Origin of the sequence: Vannielia litorea (assembly GCF_018424695.1) — a bacterium.
Lineage (GTDB): Bacteria > Pseudomonadota > Alphaproteobacteria > Rhodobacterales > Rhodobacteraceae > Vannielia > Vannielia litorea_A.
Window position 1 is genome coordinate 1 of sequence record NZ_QTNQ01000018.1, and the last position, 20032, is coordinate 20032.

The following is a 20032-nucleotide window of genomic DNA, read 5'->3' on the forward strand; positions in this document are numbered from 1 at the left end:
ACATCGCCCCATGCGCCTCCTCACCCTTCTCTGCCTCCTCTCCGCCCTCCCCGCCACCGCGCAAGACAGGCCGCCGCCCAAGCCGGGCGATGCGGACGACATGGTGCGCTACATCTTCGAGACAAACGCCTGCGTGATGACAGAGGCAGAGCTGCTGGCAGCCTTCCAGGCGCAGGGCTTCGGGATCATGGGGGCCAACAACGCGGTCGTCGCCGTGGCCGAGCGGGAGGATATCGAGGTGCTCTCCCGAAACCCGTTCCGTTACCGCTACTACGGCTCCGATTACTGCGGGTTCTGATCTTCGAGTTTCACGATCGTCGCCTGCGCCGCCGCGCAAAGCTTCTCCTCGCCGTCGACGATGCAGAAGATGTCGCACCGCGTGACCGCCTGCCGCCGCCCGTGGCCCACGACCGAACCGCGCGCCACCAGCCGTTGCCCGGTGCCGGGCCGCAGGTAGTTGATCTTGAACTCCGAGGTGATGACCGGGCCCAGCACCGAGCCGCCCACGAAGGTCAGCGCCATATCGGCCAGCGTGGCGATCACCCCGCCGTGGGCAATGCCCATGTGCTGGGTCAGATCCTCGCGGAAAGGGGCCGCAATCACGCAGCGCCCGGGCTCGAAAGCCTCCAGCTCCGCCCCCACGAGCTGCGAGAAGGGCTGGGCGTCGAGTATTGCCTGTGCGTGGTCCCTCGGCAGCATCGCGGCTCTCCTCTTCCTGTTCCCAGCAGGATGAGGATCGGCCCGGGCCGGTCAAACCTTACGTCACGTTCCGAATGCTATTCGGCGGCCAGGGGCACCGCTGCACCGCTCCGCCCGATATCGGCGATCTCGGCAATCACGCCGGTCAGCCGGGCGCGCACCTCTTCAAACTGCGGTGCGGGGGCAATCGCCTGTTCGTCCATGTAGAGCGACCGGTCGATCTCTACCTGCACCGCGTGCTGGCCACGCGAAGGGCGGCCATAGCTCTGGGCCACGTAAGCGCCTGCAAAGGGCGCGTTGCGGGCCACCCGGAAGCCCGCGCGGGTGAAGGCGTCTTCCACCAGATCCATGATCTCCACCCCGCAGGCCGCGCCGAAGCGGTCGCCCAGAACCACCTCGGGCAGGCGCCGGTTGCCCTTGCGGCTGCCTGCGGCATCTATCGCCTCATGGGGCATCGAATGACAGTCGATCAACACCGCCTGGCCAAATTCGGCGCGGGCGTCGTCGATTTCGCGCTGAAGGGCGCGGTGGTAGGGCCGCCACACCTCGGCAATCCGGGCGCGGGCCTCTTCGAGAGAGATCTTGCCCCGGTAAATCGCCCGCCCCCCGGCCACCACGCGCGGAATCACCCCGAGCCCTGAGCTGACGCGCGGATTGTGGGTGATGGTGGCCACGCCGCGAATGAGCGCCGGGTCCAGCTCGTCGGCAGAGCGGTTGAGGTCGATGTAGGCGCGCGGTGCCCGTGCGGCGATGAGCGGTGCGCCATGGTCGGGCGCGGCGCTGAAAAGCCTGTCCACAAAGGCATCCTCGGAGGTGCGAATGCTCCGCTCATCCAGGACCGAGGCCCGCAGGAAGGCCCAGGGGTACTCGCTGCCTGAATGGGGCGAGGCAAAGACAGCGCCGGTCGTCCGCTGCCGCGGTCGTTCGATCCGGAATGCCTTTGCTTCGTCCACGCTCATGAGCAAAACTATAGCGGCAAAGCATCGCTTGCCAAAAGCCCTTGAACCGCGCGCGGCTTCACTTTATACGCCACCGCACCGACGCGGACCGCCCCGCGTCTTTTGTTTTGATATCGGGGCGATTCGAGGAGGCACGGGCGATTAGCTCAGCGGTAGAGCACTTCGTTGACATCGAAGGGGTCACTGGTTCGATCCCAGTATCGCCCACCATCTGAGCCGACCCTTCCGGGGTCATTGTTGAACTGGCACCCAACTGCCGCGTTAGGGGCCGCAAGAGAGGAAAGAGACGATGAAAGTTCGCAACTCGCTCCGCTCGCTGAAAAACCGGCACCGGGATTGCCGCGTGGTCCGCCGTAAAGGCCGTGTCTACGTCATCAACAAGACCCAGCGCCGCTTCAAGGCCCGTCAGGGCTGAGCGTTTCAGCGCGCGACAGAACGGAAGGGCCGCCCCACTCGGGCGGCCTTTTTGTTTTGCACGCCTGCGCCCGGCAGCGGCTCAAACCTTGCTCACCGCGTTGCCCCCGTCCGCCAACAGCGCCGCCCCGGTCACAAAGCTGGCCTCCTCCGACAGCAGGAACAGCGCCGCGCGGGCAATCTCTTCCGGTTCGGCCAGCCTTTTCATCGCATGCAGCCCCTTGGCGAAGTCGATGAACGCCGGGTCATCGCCCGCCATCTCGGTGAGCGTCCCGCCCGGCAGCAGGGCGTTCACCCTGATCCCCTCCGCGCCGTGCTCCGCCGCGAGCCCCTTGGCCAGCCCGATCACCCCCGCCTTGGCCGCCCCATAGGCCGCCATGCCCGGAAGGCCCGACGAGGTGCCGACGAAGCTCGCGGTAAAGAGCAGCGCCCCGCCGCCCGCCCGACGCAGCGCCGGAATCTGCGTCTTCGCGCCATGAAAGGCCGCATCGAGGTTGGTGGCCATGACAGCGCGCCAATTGGCCTCTGTCATCTCCTCCACCGGCCCCATCTCGCCGACCATGCCGGCGTTGTTGAAAGCCCCGTGCAGCGCGCCAAACCGCTCTTCCGCCAGCGCCACCAATTCCCCGGCAAATCCCGGGTCGGTCACATCCCCCGCAACCCAGGCCGCGCGGCCGCCCTCGCCCTCGATCTCTCTTGCCAGCGCCTCCAGCCGCTCGGCACGCCGTGCGCCCAGCACCACCGCCGCGCCCTCCGCCGCTGCCAAACGCGCTGTCGCCGCCCCGATGCCCGAGCTGGCCCCGGTGATAAGTATCGTCTTTCCTGCAAATCGCATGTTCCGGTCTCCTGTTCTGGATGACCGGACCTTCCAGCACCGCCCGCGCCGCGCCGACCCGAAGCCTGCGCCTTACCGACCCGTTTCTTGCGCCTCCCGCCCGCTCACGCCGGCTCCCACAGCTCGATCGGGTTGCCTTCCGGGTCGTTCAGCCACGCAAATCGCCCGTTCGGGTAGCTCTCCGGGTCACGCCGCACCTCGATCCCGGCGGCCTCCAATTGCGCGATCATCGCGTCGAGGTTGCCCACCCGGAAGTTCAGCATGAACGCTTTTTCCGCGTTACCAAAATACTCCGTGACCTTCTCGAATGGGGCGAACACCGTGGCGCCCGCCTCCTGCTCCCATGGCGGCGTGTCATAATCACCGGGCACCGGGGCGATGCCCAGATGGGCCTCGTACCACGCAGCCAGCGCCTTCGGGTCTTCGGACCTGAAGAAGAACCCGCCAATACCGCTGACCTTCTCCATGTCCATTCTCCCTCTGTGTCGCTGTTATTCGCGGATGATCCTGATGCCCGCGTCGGCGAGCATCCGGCTCACCGTCGCCTCGTCCAGAAAGCCCGTCACCTCAAGCTCCCGGTCCCGCTGGAACCGGCGGATCGCGCGGCGGGTCTGCTGGTCGAAGTCGCCATCGGTCGGCCCCGGCTCAAGCCCGAGCTGGGCCAGCCGCCGCTCCACGAGCACCTTGGTGAACTGCGGCAGCCTCAGCGCCTCCTCGCGGGCGCGGGCCTCCTGCCGGTCCGGGCTGGCCTCTTCGGTCAGCTTGGCAATCTGCGCCCGCGCTTCCTCGGCAAAGGCGCCCTTGGGATAGGCCACGAGGTAGTTGCGATAGCTGGCCACCGTGTTGGCATTCACCGCCACATCCCACGCGGCCCGGTCCTGCGCGGCGGCCTCGCGGCGCTTGTCTTCCTCGATGATCGAGAGCTGTTCCTGCGCGATCTCGCTGTAAATTCCGTCCGGGTATTTCTTGAGGTAAACCCGCAGGCCCGCCTCGTCGCCCGCAGCCCCCGTCACCTCCCAATAGGCCCGGTCGGCGCGCTCGGCCTCCAGCCGCCGCCGCTCGGCCTCGGCCTCCAGCTCGGCGCTGCGCCGCTCGGCCTGCTCGGCCAGCCGGGTGATCTGCTGCCGGGTCAGATAGGTCGAAGACGGAAAGCCGTTTTTCTCCTGAAACGCCTTGATCGCCCCACGCGTGCCGGGGCCGAAGATGCCGTCGATCCCGCGTGGTTTGTAATCCAGCACCGTCAGGTTGCGCTGGATCTGGCGCCGCTCGTCGCGCGACAGGCCCAGCGCTTCTTCTGCCTTGCGCTCGGCGCGGAACGGCTCAGCCTCGATCTCGGCAATCGCCTTGCGCGCCGCGTCGGCAAACTGCCCCAGCGGGTAGCGCGCGAGGTAGCCCAGGTACGCCTCCTTGCTGTCGGCATCCTCCGCGCTCTCCCAAACCGCGCGCTCCACCTCGGCGGCATCGGCCACCGGCGCATCGTCGGCGGGCTGCTCCGGGGTCTCCCCCTCGGGCCGCCAGATCGTCGCCGCCGAGAGGTAGCCCTCGCCGGTCACATCCTCCGACGCGGCCAGCGCGGCAAGGCTCCGTCCTTCCTGCATCAGCGGCCCCACAGCAAAGGCCCCCACCTGCGCCGAGCGGCCCCGGATCACAGTGACACCCTGCGGAATATCCAGCACCCCGAGCCCGGCCGAAAGCCCCGCTCCCAAGTTGTCGGGCGCCGCGCCACTGCCAATCAGCACAACCGACTGCCCCGGCACCTCCGCCGCGATCTCTAACACGGTCGAAAGCGCCAACCCTTGCCCTGCCACTGTGGCAAGGCTCGGAGCCTTCGCATCATCGGCCAACAGCCATGTGTTGGAGCCAGAGTGCACAAAGCTGCCCGAAAGGTGGATCACCAGCCGCCGCTCGCCGTCCACACCGTCCAGAAACCGCGCCAGGCCTTCGCGCATCAGTTCCGCCGTGGCCGGGCTGCCGCCGATCACCGTGAAGCCCGCCTCCTCATAAGCGGCGGCAAGGTCTGGCGCAGAGCCGCCAAACAGCCCGCGCCCGCTCTCGGGCTGGCCGAGGATAAACGCCCGGTCGGCCATTGCAGGCCCGGCCACCAGCGCCAGTGTCAAAAGGAATGCTCGTCTCATGCCCGCCTCCCGGGCCGTTCAAGCGGCCCTCAGTCGTAACTTCTCTGGTCGTCTATCACCTTGCCGTCTTTCGGCAGGCTTCCCAAGGCATGAATGCTGACCTCACCAGAAAGTTTCAGGATCTCGCGCACCGCATCGGCCAGCGTGGCCTCGTTGCTGCCCCCCGATTCGAAGGCTACGGCCATCACATCACGCTCATCCTCGCGCGTCACCGTCACCCGTGCCTTGGCTGCACCCACGCGGGCGACAAGCTCTGCCACCTGCTCGGGCCGCACGAACATGCCCTTGATCTTTGCGGTCTGGTCCGCCCGGCCCATCCAGCCCTTGACCCGGCCATTGGTGCGCCCGCAATCGCTTTGCCCGGGCAGCACGGCAGAAAGATCGCCCGTGGCGAAGCGGATCAGCGGGTAATCCGGGTTCAGCGTGGTGACGACGACTTCGCCCACCTCGCCTTCGGGCACCACGTCGCCCGTGCCCGGCGTGACGATCTCCACCACCACGCCCTCGGCCACGATCAGCCCGCTCTCGGGGCTGCTCTCATAGGCGATATTGCCCAGATCGGCGGTGGCGTAGCATTGCAGGCAGGTGATGCCGCGCTCGGCATACCAATCTCGCAGGCTCGGAAACAGCGCCCCGCCCGACACCGCCGCCCGCGTGATGCCAAGGCTCACGCCCATTTCATCAGCCTTCTCGAGGATCACCTTCAGGTAGTCCGGCGTGCCCGCATAGGCCGTCGCACCAAGGTCGGCGGCGGCGCGCACCTGCAATTCCGTCTGCCCCGTGCCCGCCGGGATCACCGCCGCGCCCACCGCGCGCGCGCCGTTGTCAAACATCATCCCCGCCGGGGTGAGGTGATAGGCAAAGCAGTTCTGCACCACGTCCCCCGCGCCGATGCCCACCGCGCGCAGGAAGGGGGCGAAGCGCCACCAGTCCTCGGCGTTGGCCATGCCCGGCTCATAGATCGGGCCGGGTGACTGAAACAGATGAGTAAAGCCCGTGGCCTCCACCGTCGTCAGCCCGCCCAGCGGCCGCCGCGCCGCCTGCGCCTCCATCAGCGCGCCCTTGCGCAGCACCGGCAATGCGGCCAGCGCCTCCGGCCCGGTCACGGCGGCGGCGTCCACATCGGCCAGCGCCCCGTATCCCGGCAGCCCCTGCGCCCGCGCCACCTGCTTCGGCAGTGCCTCTGCCAAGTCGGTCGCCCGCGCTTCGACGCTGCGCCACTCAGGCCCGCTGTTGTTCATCCTGTCCTCCTCCCGTTGGCCCCCGCTAAGCGATTTGCCGCCAAGCCTGCCGTTACGTCAGTGTTGCTGCTGGTTCTAACCGCCGGACGTGGCATATTCTACCGGCGCGCGAGTGAGATATGTTGAAGAAAGGCCCCGGCCCATGCCCAAGCTTGTCGCCACCTCCGCGCGTCTGTCCGATGACTTCCTCGATGATCGCATCACCTTCCACGAGGCAGAAGCTATCATGGAGGCGGATTTTTCCAGCCTGCACTTCACCTCCTCCCGCGCCGTCAACCGCTTCTATGACCGCATCGAAGAGCGCATCGCCGCGACCGGGGAAGACAAGTGGCTCTTCCTCGTCAACTACTCCGACAACCGGATCGACCCGGAAGCCTGGATCGCCTTCGCCCGCCGGGGCCGCGCGCTGAACATGGCCTATTCCATGGGCACCGTCCGCTTCGACGTGGGCGAGGCCACCCGCGCCCAGATCGAGCGCTCGGCAGGCACCGAGAACTTCGACGCCAACCTCCTGCCCGACCGTGAAAGCGCGCTGGCCCGGCTCAAGTCCTTCAAGAACACGCGGCAAAAGCGTATCGTCCACCAGCCCAGCCACGGCCCGGAAGAGATCCGCCGCCGCATCTCCTTCCGCCCCGACGCGGTGGTGATGGAGGTCGATTTCTCCCATTTCACCTTCGCCAATGCCCGCGACGTCGATGATGTCTACGACCATATCGAAGAGCGGATCATGGAGACCGATCGCAAGTGGTTCTTCCTCGTCAATTACGAGGACTGCCGCATCGAGCCCGCCGCATGGGTCCGCTACGCCTCGCGCGGAAAGCGGCTCAACCTCGCGGCCTCCCTCGGTTCTGTCCGCTACGCGCCCGGCTCCGAAACCGAGGCCGACATCCGCCTGCGCTCCGAAAGCCAGGATTTCGAGCCCAACATCCGCAACACCCGCGAAGAGGCGCTGGAGCGGATCGCCGAGATGCGCGCCGAGGCCGAGGCTTAGGGCGGGGCTCTTCCCGCCATGCGAAACGCCAATCGCTTCACCCCGCAGGGTGGGCCCTGTCCCGTCTGCGCTCAAATCTTGTAACCGTCTTCCACAAGCTCTGGCCCCAGGGTCTCGCGTGCCAGCCTGCGTACAGGGTCAAGAACCTCGGGCATCACCTGCCAGTTCCACAGCCCCACGCCGCATCCCGCCAACATGAAGCCACTCTCGGCCCAAGCGTTCACGCCGCTTGGCGCGCCGCAGCGCGGGCAGGTGACGGCGCTGTCGGAAAAGTCCTTCTCCACGCCTGCTGCCGTGCCAAGCTTATCGACGATCTCTCCCGCGTCGATCAGCGCCCCGCAGCAGGGCGCGGTGAACTCATCCACGTTCAGCGGGCTCCAGTTGAAGATTGCCGCCGCAATGAACTCCGCGCCATTGGTCCGCAGCTCCGTGGCTCGGCCATAGCCCGGCGGCAGCGATTCCTCAGCGCGAGGCCCGGGCCGATAGGCTGGCCCCTGCGCCGCGCCCAGAATCGAGTCCGGGTCATCCTCTCCCGCGATCAAACCCGCCGCGCGCATTGCAGCACTCAGCTCGTCGATCCGCAGCTGCGCATCCTCCGGCGTCGGTCCGGGGCGCGCGATGTACCAGACGCTGCTGCCCACGTCAGGCGAGCCACCTCTTGCGTCTCCGGTAGCTGCGCACATCGCGGAAGCTCTTTCGGCCCTCCTCGCTCATCCCGAGATAGAATTCCTTCACATCCGGGTTCTCGCGCAGTTCGGCAGCGGGGCCGTCCATCACGATGCGCCCCGACTCCAGGATGTAGCCGTAATGGGCAAAGCGCAGCGCGACGTTGGTGTTCTGCTCGGCCAGCAGGAAGGTCACCCCCTGCTCCTCGTTCAGACGCTTCACGATGTCGAAGATCTGCTCCACCAGCTGCGGCGCGAGGCCCATGCTCGGCTCGTCGAGCAGGATCGTCTCGGGCCGGCTCATCAGCGCACGGCCAATCGCCACCATCTGCTGCTCGCCGCCCGATGTGTAGCCCGCCTGGCTCTTCCGCCGCTCTTTCAGCCGCGGGAAATAGTCATACACCATCTGCAAGTCGGCATCCGTGGCGCCGCGCCCGTCGCCCCGGGTATAGGCCCCGGTCAGCAGGTTTTCCTCTACGGTGAGGTGCTCAAAACAGTGTCGGCCCTCCATCACCTGAATCACGCCGGTCTTCACTTGCGCGGCCGGGTCATGGCCGGTCAGCCTGTCTCCGCGATAGGTGATCGAGCCCTTGGTGATCTCGCCGCGCTCCGAGCGCAGCAAGCCGCTGATCGCTTTCAGCGTGGTCGTCTTGCCCGCGCCATTGCCGCCCAGCAGCGCGGTGATGCCGCCCTTCGGCACCTTCAGGCTCACGCCCTTCAGCACGAGGATCACGTGGTTGTAGATCACCTCGATGTTGTTGACCTCCAGCAGCGTCTCGCTCTCGGGTGTCGCGGCATCCAGCATCGCTCGGGTCTCCTCAGGGGGCACGGCATCCTGCCCCGTCAAAATCTCTGGGTCCCCCGGCCGCAGCTCGCGCCGCAGCCGGGGGGATTGGCTTACATGCAGCCGGCCTCGATGCCCGCCTCGGCGGCATAGGCAGAGCTGTCTTCCTCGACGAGCGGGCCGATCACCTCCTGGTCCGACTGGTAATAGTCGGTGATCAGGCTCCATTCGCCGGCACCGGCATCCCACTGGGCCACGGCACCATAGCCGTCGCCACCATGGTTCTCGCAGCTCACCTTGAACTCGGGGCCGAAGTTGGGAAGGCCGAGGGCTTCCATCTTGGCCTCGGTGATCTCGAGGTTCTCCATGCCGTCACGCATCTGCGCCGGGGTGATCTGGCTTTCGCCACTCATCTCCTGCGCGGTCTTGATCGCCTCGGCAGCGAGCATCGCCGCATACATGCCCCGGTTATAGAGCGCGGTGCCCAGCTGATCGCCTGCACCTGCGGCAAGCCCCTTGTCGACAACATGGGTCTTCAGATCGTCGTAGAGCGGGTAATCCATGCCGAGGTTGTGAAAGGTCAGAGCCTTGTAGCCATCCGCGCCATCACCGGCGGGCAGCACGTCATTCTCCGAGCCGGACCACCAGATTCCGATGAACTTGTCCATCGGGAAGCGGATGTTCACCGCCTCCTGGATTGCGACCTGGTTCATCACGCCCCAGCCCCACATGATCACGTAATCCGGGCGCTGCTGGCGCACCTGAAGCCACTGGCTCTTCTGCTCCTGTCCCGGGTGATCCACCGGCAGCAGCAACAGCTCGTAGCCGTGCTTCTTGCCCAGCTCCTCAAGCGTGCGGATCGGCTCCTTGCCGTACGCCGAGTTGTGGTAGACCAGAGCAATCTTCTTGCCATTCAGGTCACCGCTCTCCTGCTCGGAGATATGGGTGATCGCGTGGCTCGCGCCGTCCCAGTAGTTGGCCGGGTAGTTGAACACCCAGGGAAAGACAGCGCCGTTCTTGGCCGAGGTCCGGCCATAGCCCATCGAGTGAATCGGGATGCCGTCAGCTGTGGCCTTGGGGATCAGCTGGTAGGTGATGCCGGTTGAAAGCGGCTGGTAAACCAGAACGCCCTCGCCCTTGGTGCTTTCGTAGCACTCCACACCCTTCTCGGTGTTGTAGCCGGTTTCGCATTCCACGAGATTGATCATCTCGCCGCCGATGCCGCCATCCCGCTCGTTGAGCAGGGTGAAATAGTCGGCGTAGCCATCCGCAAAGGGGATGCCGTTGGCCGCGTAGGGGCCGGTCCGGTAGCTCAGCGCCGACATGGTGATCTCGGCCATCGCCGGTGCGGCGGCCATCACCGCGCCCAGCGCCAGTGTTGCCAGTGTCTTTCTCATCGGGGTTCTCCTCCCTTGGTTGGTCCGATGTTGCTTGTCTGCCGGGGTTCTGCCCCGGTCTCTCCTCCTTCGGCCCGTAGGGTGGGCCAGCCCGTCGCCCGCTGGTGCGGGCATTCTGTAGGGTGGGCGATCAGCCCACCGCCCGCTCCGCTCAATGCGGGAAGGGCCAGAGCCTCAGTTTCTCCTTCGCCACCCGCCAAAGCTGCGCCAGCCCGTGGGGTTCGGCGATGAGAAAGATGATGATGAGCGCGCCGACGATCATGAACTCCAGATGGGCCGCAAGGTCGGTGGGCCAGCCGAGCCCGCCCACGAGGATGTTCTTCAAGAGCACCGGCAGCAGCACCAGGAAGGCCGCGCCCGCGAATGATCCGAAGATCGAGCCGAGGCCGCCGATGATGACCATGAACAGCACGAGGAAGCTCTTGTTGATCCCGAAGGCTTCACCCACCTCCACCGCCCCGAGATAGACGCTGAAAAACAGCGCGCCCGCGATCCCGATGAAGAAGGACGAAACCGCGAAGGCCGAGAGCTTGGCGGTCAACGGGTTCACCCCGATGATCTCGGCGGCAATGTCCATGTCGCGGATCGCCATCCACTTCCGCCCCACCGTGCCCCGCGTCAGGTTGCGCGCGAGCCAGGCGACGAGAAAGACGAAGATCGCGCAGAACAGGTAGGTCGCCCAGGCCTCGGTTTCCGGCCCGGTCACCTTGATCCCGAACACGCTGCGCTCCGGCGCGCTGATCTGGCCCGAGGCGGAGTAGTTGTAAAACCACGGCACCCGGTTGAAGAGCCAGACGAGAAAGAACTGCGCCGCCAGCGTTGCCACGGCAAGGTAAAAGCCCTTGATCCGCAGGCTCGGCAGGCCAAAGAGGATGCCCACACCTGCCGTGACGCCGCCCGCAAGGATCACGTGAATGAAGATGCTGATATCGGGGAAGGCCGTCATCAGCTTGTAGCAGGCATAGGCCCCCACCGCCATGAACCCGCCCGTCCCAAGGCTCACCTGCCCGCAATAGCCCACGAGGATGTTCAGCCCGATCGCCGCGATCGCGTAAATCAGGAACGGTAGGAAAACCGCGTTCACCCAGTAGTCGTTGATGATGAAGGGGATCACGCCGAAGGCGATGGCCAGCACCGCGTAATAGCGCCAGCGGTCGAAGCGGATCGGGAAGGTCTGGTTGTCGTCGGCGTAGCTTGTCTTGAAGTCGCCGGCCTCGCGGTAGAGCATCAGCCATTTCCTCCGTTTCGGGACATTCTCGCCACCGGGGCGCCCAAGTCGTTTGTTTTCAATGCGGCAACAACCGCAAGAGGCCCCGCCATGACCGATACCGCCACGCCAAACCGGACGCCCACCGCGGCGGATGACGCCTCGATCGAGGCCGCCGCTGCAGCGTATCGCCTGCGCGCCGAACTGGAGCATGGCGAAACCCGCGCAAGGCGCCGCGAGGGCCTGTTCTGGTCGTTTCTCGAGGCCATTCTCACCGGCTTGGGGTCCGTCTTCGCGTCGTTGTTGCCGTGGATCATCGGCACTGCGGTGCTCGTCGTCGGCATCGCCGTCACCTTCGACCTCTCCCTGAAGGTTGCCTTCCTGCTGCTCGTTGCGGGCGTCGTCGGGCTGGCCGTACTTGCGGTTGCCAACGGCTGAGCAGGGCCAGCGGGCGCGGCGCCCTCAACGCAATTTTCTTGCTTTCGAGACAATGCCGCCCACCGCTCGCCGCAATTTTCCGTCAAATTCGATGCGTAAACCGGCCCCCGTGCCGTTCCCTTGGCCGCGCAGAGAATCTCAATGTCGGACCCGAAAGACCGCTTTGTCACCTTGCCGCCGCAAGCCCAGATCCAGCCCCTGGACGAGGAGATTGCGGAGGAGGGCGCACGCGCAGAGCACAAGGGCGTCTTCGGTCGCTGCATGGATTGCCTGCTGCGAACCTGTTCCGATGTCATTCGCGGGCTTATGCCATATATCATCGTCTCGGCCGTGCTGACGGTGGCCATCGCCGTCTTCTTCGGCGTATCGGCGCAAGCGGCCATCATCTTGCTCGGGCTCGGCGCCGTGGCGCTGGGCGTCTTCGTCGCCGCCACGCAGAACTGATCCGAAAGCTTCACGCGCCGCCCTCCGTCCGGGCGGTCTCTTCATGCTCCGGCAGCACCCGGTTGGGCGGCGGTGCATAGCCCGTGCGCTCGCTTTCGCGCACCAGCCGCAGGTAGGCCCAAAGCCCCACGCCCGCCCCCGCCACGGCCAGCAGCAGCGCAATCAGCATCTGTTGCGTGTTCGCAGGCTCGGTCGTCAGCGCGATGTAGCCGAAGGCCCAGAACCCGCCCCAGGCAATCACGTTCAGTACGGCAATCAGCTTGGGCATGGCTCAAACCCTCTCGATGATCTTCTCGCCAAACAGCCCCTGTGGCCGGAAGACGAGGAAGATGAGCGCCAGCACGTAGGCAAACCAGTTTTCCGTGGCGCCGCCGAGGTTGATGATACCGCCAAAGCACTGGCCGGTGCCGAAGCAGAATTCGAAAAGCTTCTCTCCCATCCCGATGATGAGCCCGCCCACGATGGCGCCGGGGATCGAGGTGAAACCGCCCAGCATCAGCACCGGCAGCGCCTTCAGCGCGATCAGGCTGAGCGAAAACTGCACCCCGCTCTTGGTGCCCCACATGATGCCCGCCACCAGCGCCACAAATCCCGCGATGGCCCAGACCAGAACCCAGATGAACCGGAGCGAGATGCCCACGCTCAGCGCCGCCTGATGGTCATCGGCCACTGCACGCAGCGCCCGGCCCTGCTTTGTGTATTGCGAAAACAGCACCAGCCCCGTCACCAGCAGCGCCGCAACCACCGTCGCCACGATGTCGAGGTTGTCGATGAAGAAGCCGTAGCCGAAGGCGTTGAAGGTGGTCTCGTCGATCCACCCGTTGATCCCCTGCGGCAAACCCACGTCGAGCGACTTGATGTCGGAGCCCCACATCATGTCGCCCAGCCCTTCAAGGAAATAGGCAAGCCCGATGGTCGCCATGAACAGGATGATCGGCTCCTGGTTCACCAGGTGCTTCAGGATCAGCTTTTCCACGATCCAGGCGAAGAGCACCATCACCAGCACCGTGCCGATGATCGCCACGATGGCAGGCATGTGCCAGCCGAAGTGATGAAGATCGGTGCCGAACACCGCGTTGATGAGGTGGCTGAACGGCACCTGCCCGTCTTGCAGGCCCACCAGCGTCAGCGCCGCGAACAGCGCCATCACGCCCTGCGCGTAGTTGAAGATGCCGCTCGCCTTGAAGATCAGCACGAACCCCAGCGCCACCAGCGCATACATCACGCCCGCCATCAGCCCGTTCAGGGTGACTTCCATGGCAAACAAGAGCGTATCGGGCATTGCTTACTCCTCGCAGGGTCCGGGCACGGGGGCCTGATTGCTGATGGTGAGGCTCACCGCCATGGCCTCGCGGTCGTCTTCGACGGTCACGAACAGCGGGCCGGTCTCTCCGGTGCAGCGGGCCAGTTTCGGCGCGGCGGGGCTGCCGCCAGCCTCGGTGAAGCCCTGGCCCTTCAGCGCCATTACGGGGCCGTTCGCCAGTTTCTCCCAGCGCATCGCACCGGAGCTGTTGTCGTAGGGCAGGCGGAGCGCGCAATCGTAGCCGCCGAGGCTCGCCGCATCGAACACCGTCACAAACCCGATCCCTGCCGGGGCCTCGAAAACGGCCACACGGTCCGGCGCGGGGATGGCGATATCATGCAGAAAAGGCGTGCCCGCGGCCTCCAGAGGCGCCGGGCTCTCGGCCTCGACCACCTCGATGCACAGCGCCAGCGCTTCGCCAATGGCCGCGGGGTTCGCCCCGGCCGGCGCGGCGACAGCCGCCAGAAGACCGGCCAGCGCCTTCACCCGCCGCACCCCGGGCTCACCTGCCCGCCAGAAAACACCGCCGTGCCCATGTCGAGTTCGTCATTCAGCGGGCCGTTCAGTATGAGCGCTACCGCATTCGGGCCAACGCAGATCGTCGCGGCGATATAGAGGTTCTCACCAAAGGTGGCGCGATACTTGTCCACCGTGTTGACGGCGCGCAGGTAATCCTCGGTCACGCGGGTGAGCACACTGGCCTGCTTGTCACCGATCTCGCAAACCCAATCGTCGCGGTTGTCCTTGCGCATCGAGAAATGCGGCACCTTGGGCTCTGCTAGGATTGCGCCGGTCTCATTCGCCTGTGCCCCAACCGGAAGCGTCGGGCCCGTGGGGCTGGAGGAGGCGATGGCGGCGGTGCAGTAGGTCAGGTATTCGGTCAGCACCTCCGGCGCGACGGCGCGGGCCGGGGTTGCGTTCAAAACCGTTAACGCCAGCGCGGCACAGGCAAGGCGCATCCTCGTGTGCATGGGTTGTGCATGGGATGTGCATGGGTTGTGCCTGTATCGTTTTCGCACATGAGCGGCGGCTAACGCGGCGATCTCTCTAATCATGAGCAACTCCCAGGTAAGCGTCGATGACGTCCTGATTGTTGCGCACTTCGTCCGGCGTGCCATCCCCGATCTTCTTGCCGTAGTCCATCACCACGACTCTGTCGGAGAGATCCATGACAACGCCCATATCGTGTTCGATAAGCGCAATTGTCGTGCCATATTCGTCGTTTACGTCGAGGATGAAGCGGCTCATGTCCTCCTTCTCCTCCACGTTCATCCCCGCCATCGGCTCGTCGAGAAGCAGCAGCTTGGGCTCGGCGGCCAGTGCCCGGCCCAGTTCCACGCGCTTTTTGAGGCCATAGGGCAGGCGGCCCACCGGGGTTTTGCGGATGTTCTGGATTTCGAGGAAGTCGATAATCTTTTCAACGGCTTCCCGGTTTTCGGTCTCTTCCCTCTCGGCCTTGCCCCACCAGATCGCCTGGCTCAGCATGCCCGATTTCATGAAGCCAAGGCGCCCCGTCATGATGTTGTCGAGCACCGACATGCCCTCAAACAGCGCAATGTTCTGAAATGTCCGGGCAATCCCCTGCCGCGCCACCTCATAGGGCTTCATCGGGGGCCGCTTGGCCCCATGAAACCACACCTCCCCCTCCTGCGGGTTGTAGAAGCCTGAAATAACGTTGAGCATCGAGGACTTACCGGCCCCGTTCGGCCCGATGATCGCGCGGATCTCGCCCTCCCGGATGTCGAAGGAAATATCCTTGATCGCCACCACCCCGCCAAAGCGCAGGGTGATGTTCTTCATCTCCATCATCACGCCGCCAATCGTGCGGCCGTCCTCTGTGATGGTGCTGTCCTGCCCATCAAGCATGGCCCAAGCCCCCGTTCTGATGGAGAAAAATCATTCCGCCGCCACCTTCTCACCGGTGCTCACCACCTTCGCATCCCGCAGCTCGAGCGTGGCCTTGATCTTGCCCTTCCGGCCGTCCTCATAGGTCACTTCCGTCTCGGTATAGATGCTGTCGGCCCCGCCATAGAGCGCGTCCACGAGGTCGTTGAACTTCTCGGCAATCACCCCGCGCCGCACCTTCTGCGTACGGGTCAATTCGCCATCGTCAGCGTCCAGCTCCTTGTGGAGCACCAGGAAGCGGTGAACCTGGCAGCCCGAGAGCATTTTGTCCTCGGCAATCGAGGCGTTAACCTCTTCGACATGTTCCTGGATCATATTGAGGACACGCGGGTGCCCGGCCAGCTCCTGATAGCTCGCGTAGCTGATGTTGTTGCGCTCCGCCCAGTTGCCCACCGCGCCGAGGTCGATGTTTATCATCGCGCAGCAGCGGTCGCGCCCCGCGCCGATGACGACGGCTTCGAGGATGTTCGGGTAGAACTTCAGTTTGTTCTCCACGTACTTGGGGGCAAACATCCGGCCATCGGCCAGTTTGGCCACGTCCTTTGCGCGGTCGATGATGCGCAGGTGGCCCGTTTCGGCTTCGATGAAGCCCGCGTCGCCGGTGGCCACCCAACCCTCGGCATCCTTGGTCGAGGCGGTGCTCTCGGCGTTCTTGTAGTATTCCACGAAGACTCCCGGCGAGCGGTAGTAGACCTCGCCATTGTCGCCGATCTTCAGCTCAACGCCGGGTGAGGCCACGCCCACCGTATCGGCCCGCACGCCATTGTCGGGCTGCTGGGTGATGAACACGCTGGCCTCGGTCTGGCCATAGAGCTGCTTCAGGTTGATGCCCAAAGAGCGATAGAAATCAAAGATTTCCGGCCCGATCGCCTCGCCCGCCGTATAGCCCACGCGGACCCGCGAAAAGCCCAGCGTGTTCTTCAGCGGCCCGTAGATGAACAGCTCGCCGAGGCGGTATTTCAGCTTGTCGCCCGCGCTCACCGGCTTGCCGTCAAGGATGCTCGGGCCAACCCGGCGAGCGTGCGCCATGTATCTGTCGAACAACCATTTTTTCAGCCGTCCGGCGTCTTCCATCCGGATCATCACGTTGGTCAGCTGGGTCTCGAACACGCGGGGTGGGGCGAAGTAATAGGTTGGACCGATCTCGCGCAGGTCGGTCATCATCGTATCCGGGCTTTCGGGGCAGTTCACGCAGAACCCGGCCCACATCGCCTGACCCACGGAAAAGATGAAATCCCCCACCCAGGCCAGCGGCAGGTAGGCGAGAATCTCTTCGTTTTCAGTCAGATGGTCGAATGCGGCGGAGTTCTTCGAGGTTTCGATGATGTTGCGGTTGCTCAGCACCACACCCTTGGGCTTGCCCGTGGTGCCGGAGGTATAAAGCATCACGCAGGTGTCGTCGTAGCCCAGCTTTGCCTCGCGCTCCCGCATCACTGGCTCAAGCCGATGATGCCCCGCGCGCCCCTCGGCCTGCACATCGGCATAGGCGTTCATGTGGGTGTGGTCGTATTTCCGCAGGCCCCGCTTGTCGACATAGATGATCTGGTCGATGCCCTGCACGCTTTCCTGCACGTCGATCACCTTGTCGACCTGCTCCTGGTCACCGCAAATCACGAAGCGCGCGCCGCAGTGCTCCAGCACATAGGCCATCTCCTCGGCGCTGGCGTCCTGGTACAGCGCCACCGGCACCGCCCCGCATTTCTGCGCGGCCACGAAAGACCAGTAGAGCGCCGGGCGGTTGCGCCCGATGATCGCCAGATGGTCCCCCGGCTCCAGCCCAAGCGCGAGCAGGCCCATGGCCAGCGCCTCGATTTCCTCGGCGGCTTCGGCCCAGGTCCAGCTTTGCCAGATCCCGAATTCCTTTTCCCGGTAGGCCGCACGGCTTCCGAACTGGCGCACGTTCCGCGCGAGAAGCGCCGGAATGGATTGAAGATCGCCCTCAGGCGTTATCGTCACCGTCAATGTCTCCTCCCAGAAGGTGCCTCTCCCCAGGCACCAGGCCGTTGGCCCGACGTTGATTGCCGGTTACTATGGTCGGGGCATGGGGCATGCGTCAAATGATTTTCTGAACGAGTGTTCAATAGCTGCGAAACGCCGTTCCGAAAGTGAGGAGGAGACAAGCGATGGACGTTGTTTCACTGGCCTATTACGCCCTCGTCTGTGGTTTGCTCGCTGGGTTCGTGCCGACGCACTGGCGCATGCCGCTTCGGTTTGGCATCGGAATTCTGGTCGGTATTTTCGCGGCGGGCGTGCTTCCGATGCTGCGCGGGCTGCTCTGAGCCGCGAGTCGATTGCACCGGGGTGCGCGGCGCTGTTATGTCGGGCTGCAACGATCGGGGAAGGCACATGGTTCACCTCTGGGTGCGCGCCGAAGAGCGCGAGAACGAGCGGCGGGTGGGCCTTGTGCCCGAGGGCGCCGAGGCGCTTATGGAGCGCGGCTTCCGGGTCACCGTCGAGGAGAGCCCCGACAGGATTATCCCGATCGAGCCGTATCGCGAGGTCGGGGCCGAGATCGTACCGCGCGGCAGCTGGCGCGAGGCGCCGGAGGAGGCGCTGATCTACGGTCTCAAGGAACTGCCCGAGGATGGCGCCCCGTTGCGGCACCGGCACATCATGTTCGGCCATGCCTACAAGGGCCAGTCGGCCGGGCAGGCTCTGTTGCGCCGGTTCAAGGCCGGCGGTGGGGCGTTGCTCGATCTCGAATATCTCACCGACGCCAGCGGCCGCCGCGTGGCCGCGTTCGGCTACTGGGCGGGCTTCGTTGGCGCCGCCGTTACGTTGAAGGCCTGGGCTGCTGGCCTGAGGGGCGCGATGTGCCCACCCGTTCGGGAGTGGGAAGACCAGGGTGATCTGGTGGATGACGTGCGGGCCGATCTGGACGGGCATGCGCGGCCCCGGGCCCTGATCGTCGGCGCCTTGGGCCGGGTTGGCACCGGCGCGGGTGACATGTGCGAGCAGGTCGGCATCGCGCCGATCCGCTGGGACATGGCCGAAACCGCCTCGGGTGGGCCCTTCCCCGAGATCCTCGCGCAGGAGCTTTTCTTCAATTGCGTTCTGGCCGGGCCGCATACGCCCGTGTTCGTCCCGCGGGAGAGCGTTGCGGGGCCGCGCAGCCTTGCCGTCATTGGCGACATTTCCTGCGACCCGACCAGTGATTTCAACCCGATCCCGATCTACGATTCCGTCACGAGCTGGGACGATCCGGTGCACCGCGTCGCCGATGATCCGGTGCTTGACGTAATGGCCATCGACAACCTGCCGTCGCTTTTGCCCAAGGAATCCAGCGAGGATTTTGCCGCGCAGATGCTGCCGCACTTGCTGCGGCTCGACGAGATCGGCGCAGGTGTCTGGGGCCGGGCGGCCAAGACGTTCAAGGAGCATACAGAATGACAGTACATTGGTGCGGCACGGGCCTTTCCGCCATTCCGGGCCTGCGGCGGTTGCTGGCGGAGCGCGACGACGTGGCGGTGTGGAACCGCACAGAGGGCAAGGCGCGCGACACGGTGGGCGATCTCACGGGCGACATTCGGGCGTTTTCGATGGAGGTGCTGGCCGAGGCGCTGGCGGCGGAAGATGTGGTGGTTTCGATGCTCCCTGCCGACCAGCATGTGCCGCTGGCCGAGCTGTGCCTTGAGAAGGGCGCGCATTTTGTTTCCTCTTCCTATATCAGCCCCGAGATGCGCGCGCTGGACGGGGCGGCGAAGGAGAAGGGTCTGCGCTTCGTGAATGAAGTGGGGCTCGACCCGGGGATCGACCACCTGATGGCGCATTGGCTGATGGCCGACTATCGCGCGTCTGCCGCCTTCAGCCCCGACAACGTGCTGAGCTTCATCAGCTATTGCGGCGGCATCCCGAAGGAGCCCAACGCCTTTCGCTACAAGTTCAGCTGGTCGCCGCTTGGGGTGCTGAAGGCGCTCAAGTCGCCGTCCGTTTCCATCCGCAGCCATTCCGAGCTGCGGGTCTCGCGCCCCTGGGATGCGCTCAGCCGCTATGACGCACCGCTCGATCCGCCCGAGAGCTTCGAGGTTTACCCAAACCGTGACAGCCTGCCCTTCATGGCGGAATACGGCTTCGAGCCGGGCTGGAGGGTCAAGGATTTTGTCCGTGGCACCCTGCGGCTGAACGGCTGGGCCGATGCATGGAAGGACGTGTTTGCCGAGGTCGAGGCACTGGAGGGCAAGCCGGAAGCCGATGTGCGCTTGCGCGAGATGGCGGACGACTTCTGGGACAAGCACGCATATGCCGAGGGCGAGCCAGATCGCGTGGTGCTATGCGTCGCGCTCCAGGCCGAGGCTGAGGGCGTGCCGGTGTATCACAAGACCTACGTGATGGACGCATGGGGCGACGCCCGCGGTTCGGCCATGGCCCGGTTGGTGAGTGACACGGTGGCGCTGGCCGTCGAGGCGGTGCATGCCCATGAAATTCAAACCGGCGTCACCGCGGCACCCTCCGACGAAAAACTCGTGCTGCGCTGGCTCGACAGGGTCAACACCACGGCGCAGCACCTGATGGTGGTGGATCATCTGACACGATAAAAAAGGCCCGCCTTCGCCAATGGGGGCAGCGAAGACGGGCCGGGGACAGGGGACGGGCCAGGCAGCAACCCGTCGCCATG

24 protein-coding genes and 1 tRNA gene are annotated in these 20032 nt (G+C 65.2%); 9 read left to right on the top strand and 16 right to left on the bottom strand.

Going from position 1 to position 20032, the window contains the following annotated elements; translation table 11 throughout:
- A partial coding sequence (locus tag DYI42_RS08590; protein ID WP_213545528.1) for a hypothetical protein occupies positions 1-298 on the top strand: 298 nt, incomplete at its 5' end.
- Here the strand turns inward: DYI42_RS08590 and DYI42_RS08595 are convergent.
- Together DYI42_RS08595 and DYI42_RS08600 are read right to left on the bottom strand one after the other, a co-directional pair.
- Entirely contained in the window at positions 283-699 is a 417-nt protein-coding gene (locus DYI42_RS08595; RefSeq protein WP_213545529.1) for a PaaI family thioesterase, read from the bottom strand. The two genes, DYI42_RS08590 and DYI42_RS08595, sit on opposite strands and share 16 nt — an antisense overlap.
- Positions 700-776: 77 nt before the next feature.
- Entirely contained in the window at positions 777-1658 is an 882-nt protein-coding gene (locus DYI42_RS08600) for an N-formylglutamate amidohydrolase (RefSeq protein WP_213545530.1), read from the bottom strand.
- 135 nt (positions 1659-1793) lie between these two features.
- On the opposite strand from DYI42_RS08600, the gene DYI42_RS08605 reads away from it, so the two are divergent.
- Both DYI42_RS08605 and ykgO read left to right on the top strand, forming a co-directional pair.
- Positions 1794-1868, top strand: a tRNA-Val gene (locus DYI42_RS08605).
- Positions 1869-1947: 79 nt separating this feature from the next.
- Positions 1948-2073 (top strand): type B 50S ribosomal protein L36, encoded by a 126-nt coding sequence (gene ykgO / locus DYI42_RS08610; protein ID WP_005850168.1) that lies wholly within the window; start codon positions 1948-1950, stop codon positions 2071-2073.
- Between the two features lie 81 nt (positions 2074-2154).
- Here the strand turns inward: ykgO and DYI42_RS08615 are convergent, their stop codons facing one another.
- The 4 genes from DYI42_RS08615 to DYI42_RS08630 all read right to left on the bottom strand — a co-directional run bounded on the left by DYI42_RS08615 (position 2155) and on the right by DYI42_RS08630 (position 6283).
- Complete coding sequence (locus DYI42_RS08615; RefSeq protein ID WP_213545531.1) at positions 2155-2907, bottom strand: SDR family oxidoreductase; 753 nt, start codon at positions 2905-2907, stop codon at positions 2155-2157.
- A gap of 104 nt (positions 2908-3011) precedes the next feature.
- Complete coding sequence (locus DYI42_RS08620; protein WP_213545532.1) at positions 3012-3374, bottom strand: VOC family protein; 363 nt, start codon at positions 3372-3374, stop codon at positions 3012-3014.
- A gap of 24 nt (positions 3375-3398) precedes the next feature.
- Positions 3399-5042, bottom strand: a complete 1644-nt coding sequence (locus DYI42_RS08625) for a peptidoglycan-binding domain-containing protein (protein WP_213545533.1) — start codon at positions 5040-5042, stop codon at positions 3399-3401.
- Between the two features lie 29 nt (positions 5043-5071).
- Complete coding sequence (locus DYI42_RS08630) at positions 5072-6283, bottom strand: phenylacetate--CoA ligase family protein (protein ID WP_213545534.1); 1212 nt, start codon at positions 6281-6283, stop codon at positions 5072-5074.
- 142 nt (positions 6284-6425) lie between these two features.
- On the opposite strand from DYI42_RS08630, the gene DYI42_RS08635 reads away from it, so the two are divergent.
- On the top strand, positions 6426-7274 hold the full coding sequence (locus DYI42_RS08635) for a hypothetical protein (protein ID WP_213545535.1): 849 nt from the start codon (positions 6426-6428) through the stop codon (positions 7272-7274).
- A 71-nt stretch (positions 7275-7345) separates the two neighbouring features.
- Here the strand turns inward: DYI42_RS08635 and DYI42_RS08640 are convergent, their stop codons facing one another.
- The 4 genes from DYI42_RS08640 to DYI42_RS08655 form a co-directional block, all read right to left on the bottom strand.
- A complete protein-coding gene (locus DYI42_RS08640) occupies positions 7346-7915 on the bottom strand; it encodes a hypothetical protein (protein WP_213545536.1) in 570 nt (189 codons plus the stop codon).
- A 1-nt stretch (position 7916) separates the two neighbouring features.
- Positions 7917-8744, bottom strand: coding sequence for an ABC transporter ATP-binding protein (locus tag DYI42_RS08645; RefSeq protein WP_213545537.1), 828 nt, complete (start codon positions 8742-8744; stop codon positions 7917-7919).
- 92 nt (positions 8745-8836) lie between these two features.
- Positions 8837-10120, bottom strand: coding sequence for an ABC transporter substrate-binding protein (locus DYI42_RS08650; protein ID WP_213545538.1), 1284 nt, complete (start codon positions 10118-10120; stop codon positions 8837-8839).
- 151 nt (positions 10121-10271) lie between these two features.
- Positions 10272-11348, bottom strand: a complete 1077-nt coding sequence (locus tag DYI42_RS08655) for a branched-chain amino acid ABC transporter permease (protein WP_213545539.1) — start codon at positions 11346-11348, stop codon at positions 10272-10274.
- Between the two features lie 90 nt (positions 11349-11438).
- Between DYI42_RS08655 and DYI42_RS08660 the strand changes: the two genes are divergently transcribed.
- Positions 11439-11765, top strand: a complete 327-nt coding sequence (locus DYI42_RS08660) for a hypothetical protein (protein WP_213545540.1) — start codon at positions 11439-11441, stop codon at positions 11763-11765.
- Between the two features lie 141 nt (positions 11766-11906).
- Positions 11907-12209 (top strand): hypothetical protein, encoded by a 303-nt coding sequence (locus DYI42_RS08665; RefSeq protein WP_213545541.1) that lies wholly within the window; start codon positions 11907-11909, stop codon positions 12207-12209.
- 10 nt (positions 12210-12219) lie between these two features.
- On the opposite strand, the gene DYI42_RS08670 is transcribed toward DYI42_RS08665, so the two are convergent.
- From DYI42_RS08670 to DYI42_RS08695, 6 genes are all read right to left on the bottom strand, one after another.
- Entirely contained in the window at positions 12220-12477 is a 258-nt protein-coding gene (locus DYI42_RS08670; protein WP_213545542.1) for a hypothetical protein, read from the bottom strand.
- Between the two features lie 3 nt (positions 12478-12480).
- On the bottom strand, positions 12481-13491 hold the full coding sequence (locus tag DYI42_RS08675; protein ID WP_213545543.1) for a branched-chain amino acid ABC transporter permease: 1011 nt from the start codon (positions 13489-13491) through the stop codon (positions 12481-12483).
- Between the two features lie 3 nt (positions 13492-13494).
- On the bottom strand, positions 13495-14007 hold the full coding sequence (locus tag DYI42_RS08680) for a hypothetical protein (RefSeq protein WP_213545544.1): 513 nt from the start codon (positions 14005-14007) through the stop codon (positions 13495-13497).
- Positions 13995-14483, bottom strand: coding sequence for a hypothetical protein (locus DYI42_RS08685; protein ID WP_213545545.1), 489 nt, complete (start codon positions 14481-14483; stop codon positions 13995-13997). The genes DYI42_RS08680 and DYI42_RS08685 overlap by 13 nt, the downstream gene beginning before the upstream one ends.
- Positions 14484-14559: 76 nt before the next feature.
- Positions 14560-15378 (bottom strand): ABC transporter ATP-binding protein, encoded by an 819-nt coding sequence (locus tag DYI42_RS08690; RefSeq protein ID WP_213545546.1) that lies wholly within the window; start codon positions 15376-15378, stop codon positions 14560-14562.
- A gap of 30 nt (positions 15379-15408) precedes the next feature.
- Positions 15409-17367: an AMP-binding protein gene (locus DYI42_RS08695; RefSeq protein ID WP_213545581.1), complete on the bottom strand. Its 1959-nt coding sequence runs from the start codon at positions 17365-17367 to the stop codon at positions 15409-15411.
- Between the two features lie 173 nt (positions 17368-17540).
- On the opposite strand from DYI42_RS08695, the gene DYI42_RS08700 reads away from it, so the two are divergent.
- The 3 genes from DYI42_RS08700 to DYI42_RS08710 all read left to right on the top strand — a co-directional run bounded on the left by DYI42_RS08700 (position 17541) and on the right by DYI42_RS08710 (position 19952).
- Complete coding sequence (locus tag DYI42_RS08700) at positions 17541-17696, top strand: hypothetical protein (protein WP_213545547.1); 156 nt, start codon at positions 17541-17543, stop codon at positions 17694-17696.
- 67 nt (positions 17697-17763) lie between these two features.
- Entirely contained in the window at positions 17764-18807 is a 1044-nt protein-coding gene (locus DYI42_RS08705; protein ID WP_213545548.1) for a saccharopine dehydrogenase, read from the top strand.
- On the top strand, positions 18804-19952 hold the full coding sequence (locus DYI42_RS08710; protein ID WP_213545549.1) for a saccharopine dehydrogenase family protein: 1149 nt from the start codon (positions 18804-18806) through the stop codon (positions 19950-19952). Before DYI42_RS08705 ends, DYI42_RS08710 begins: the two co-directional genes overlap by 4 nt.
- The last annotated feature ends 80 nt before the right edge of the window (positions 19953-20032 follow it).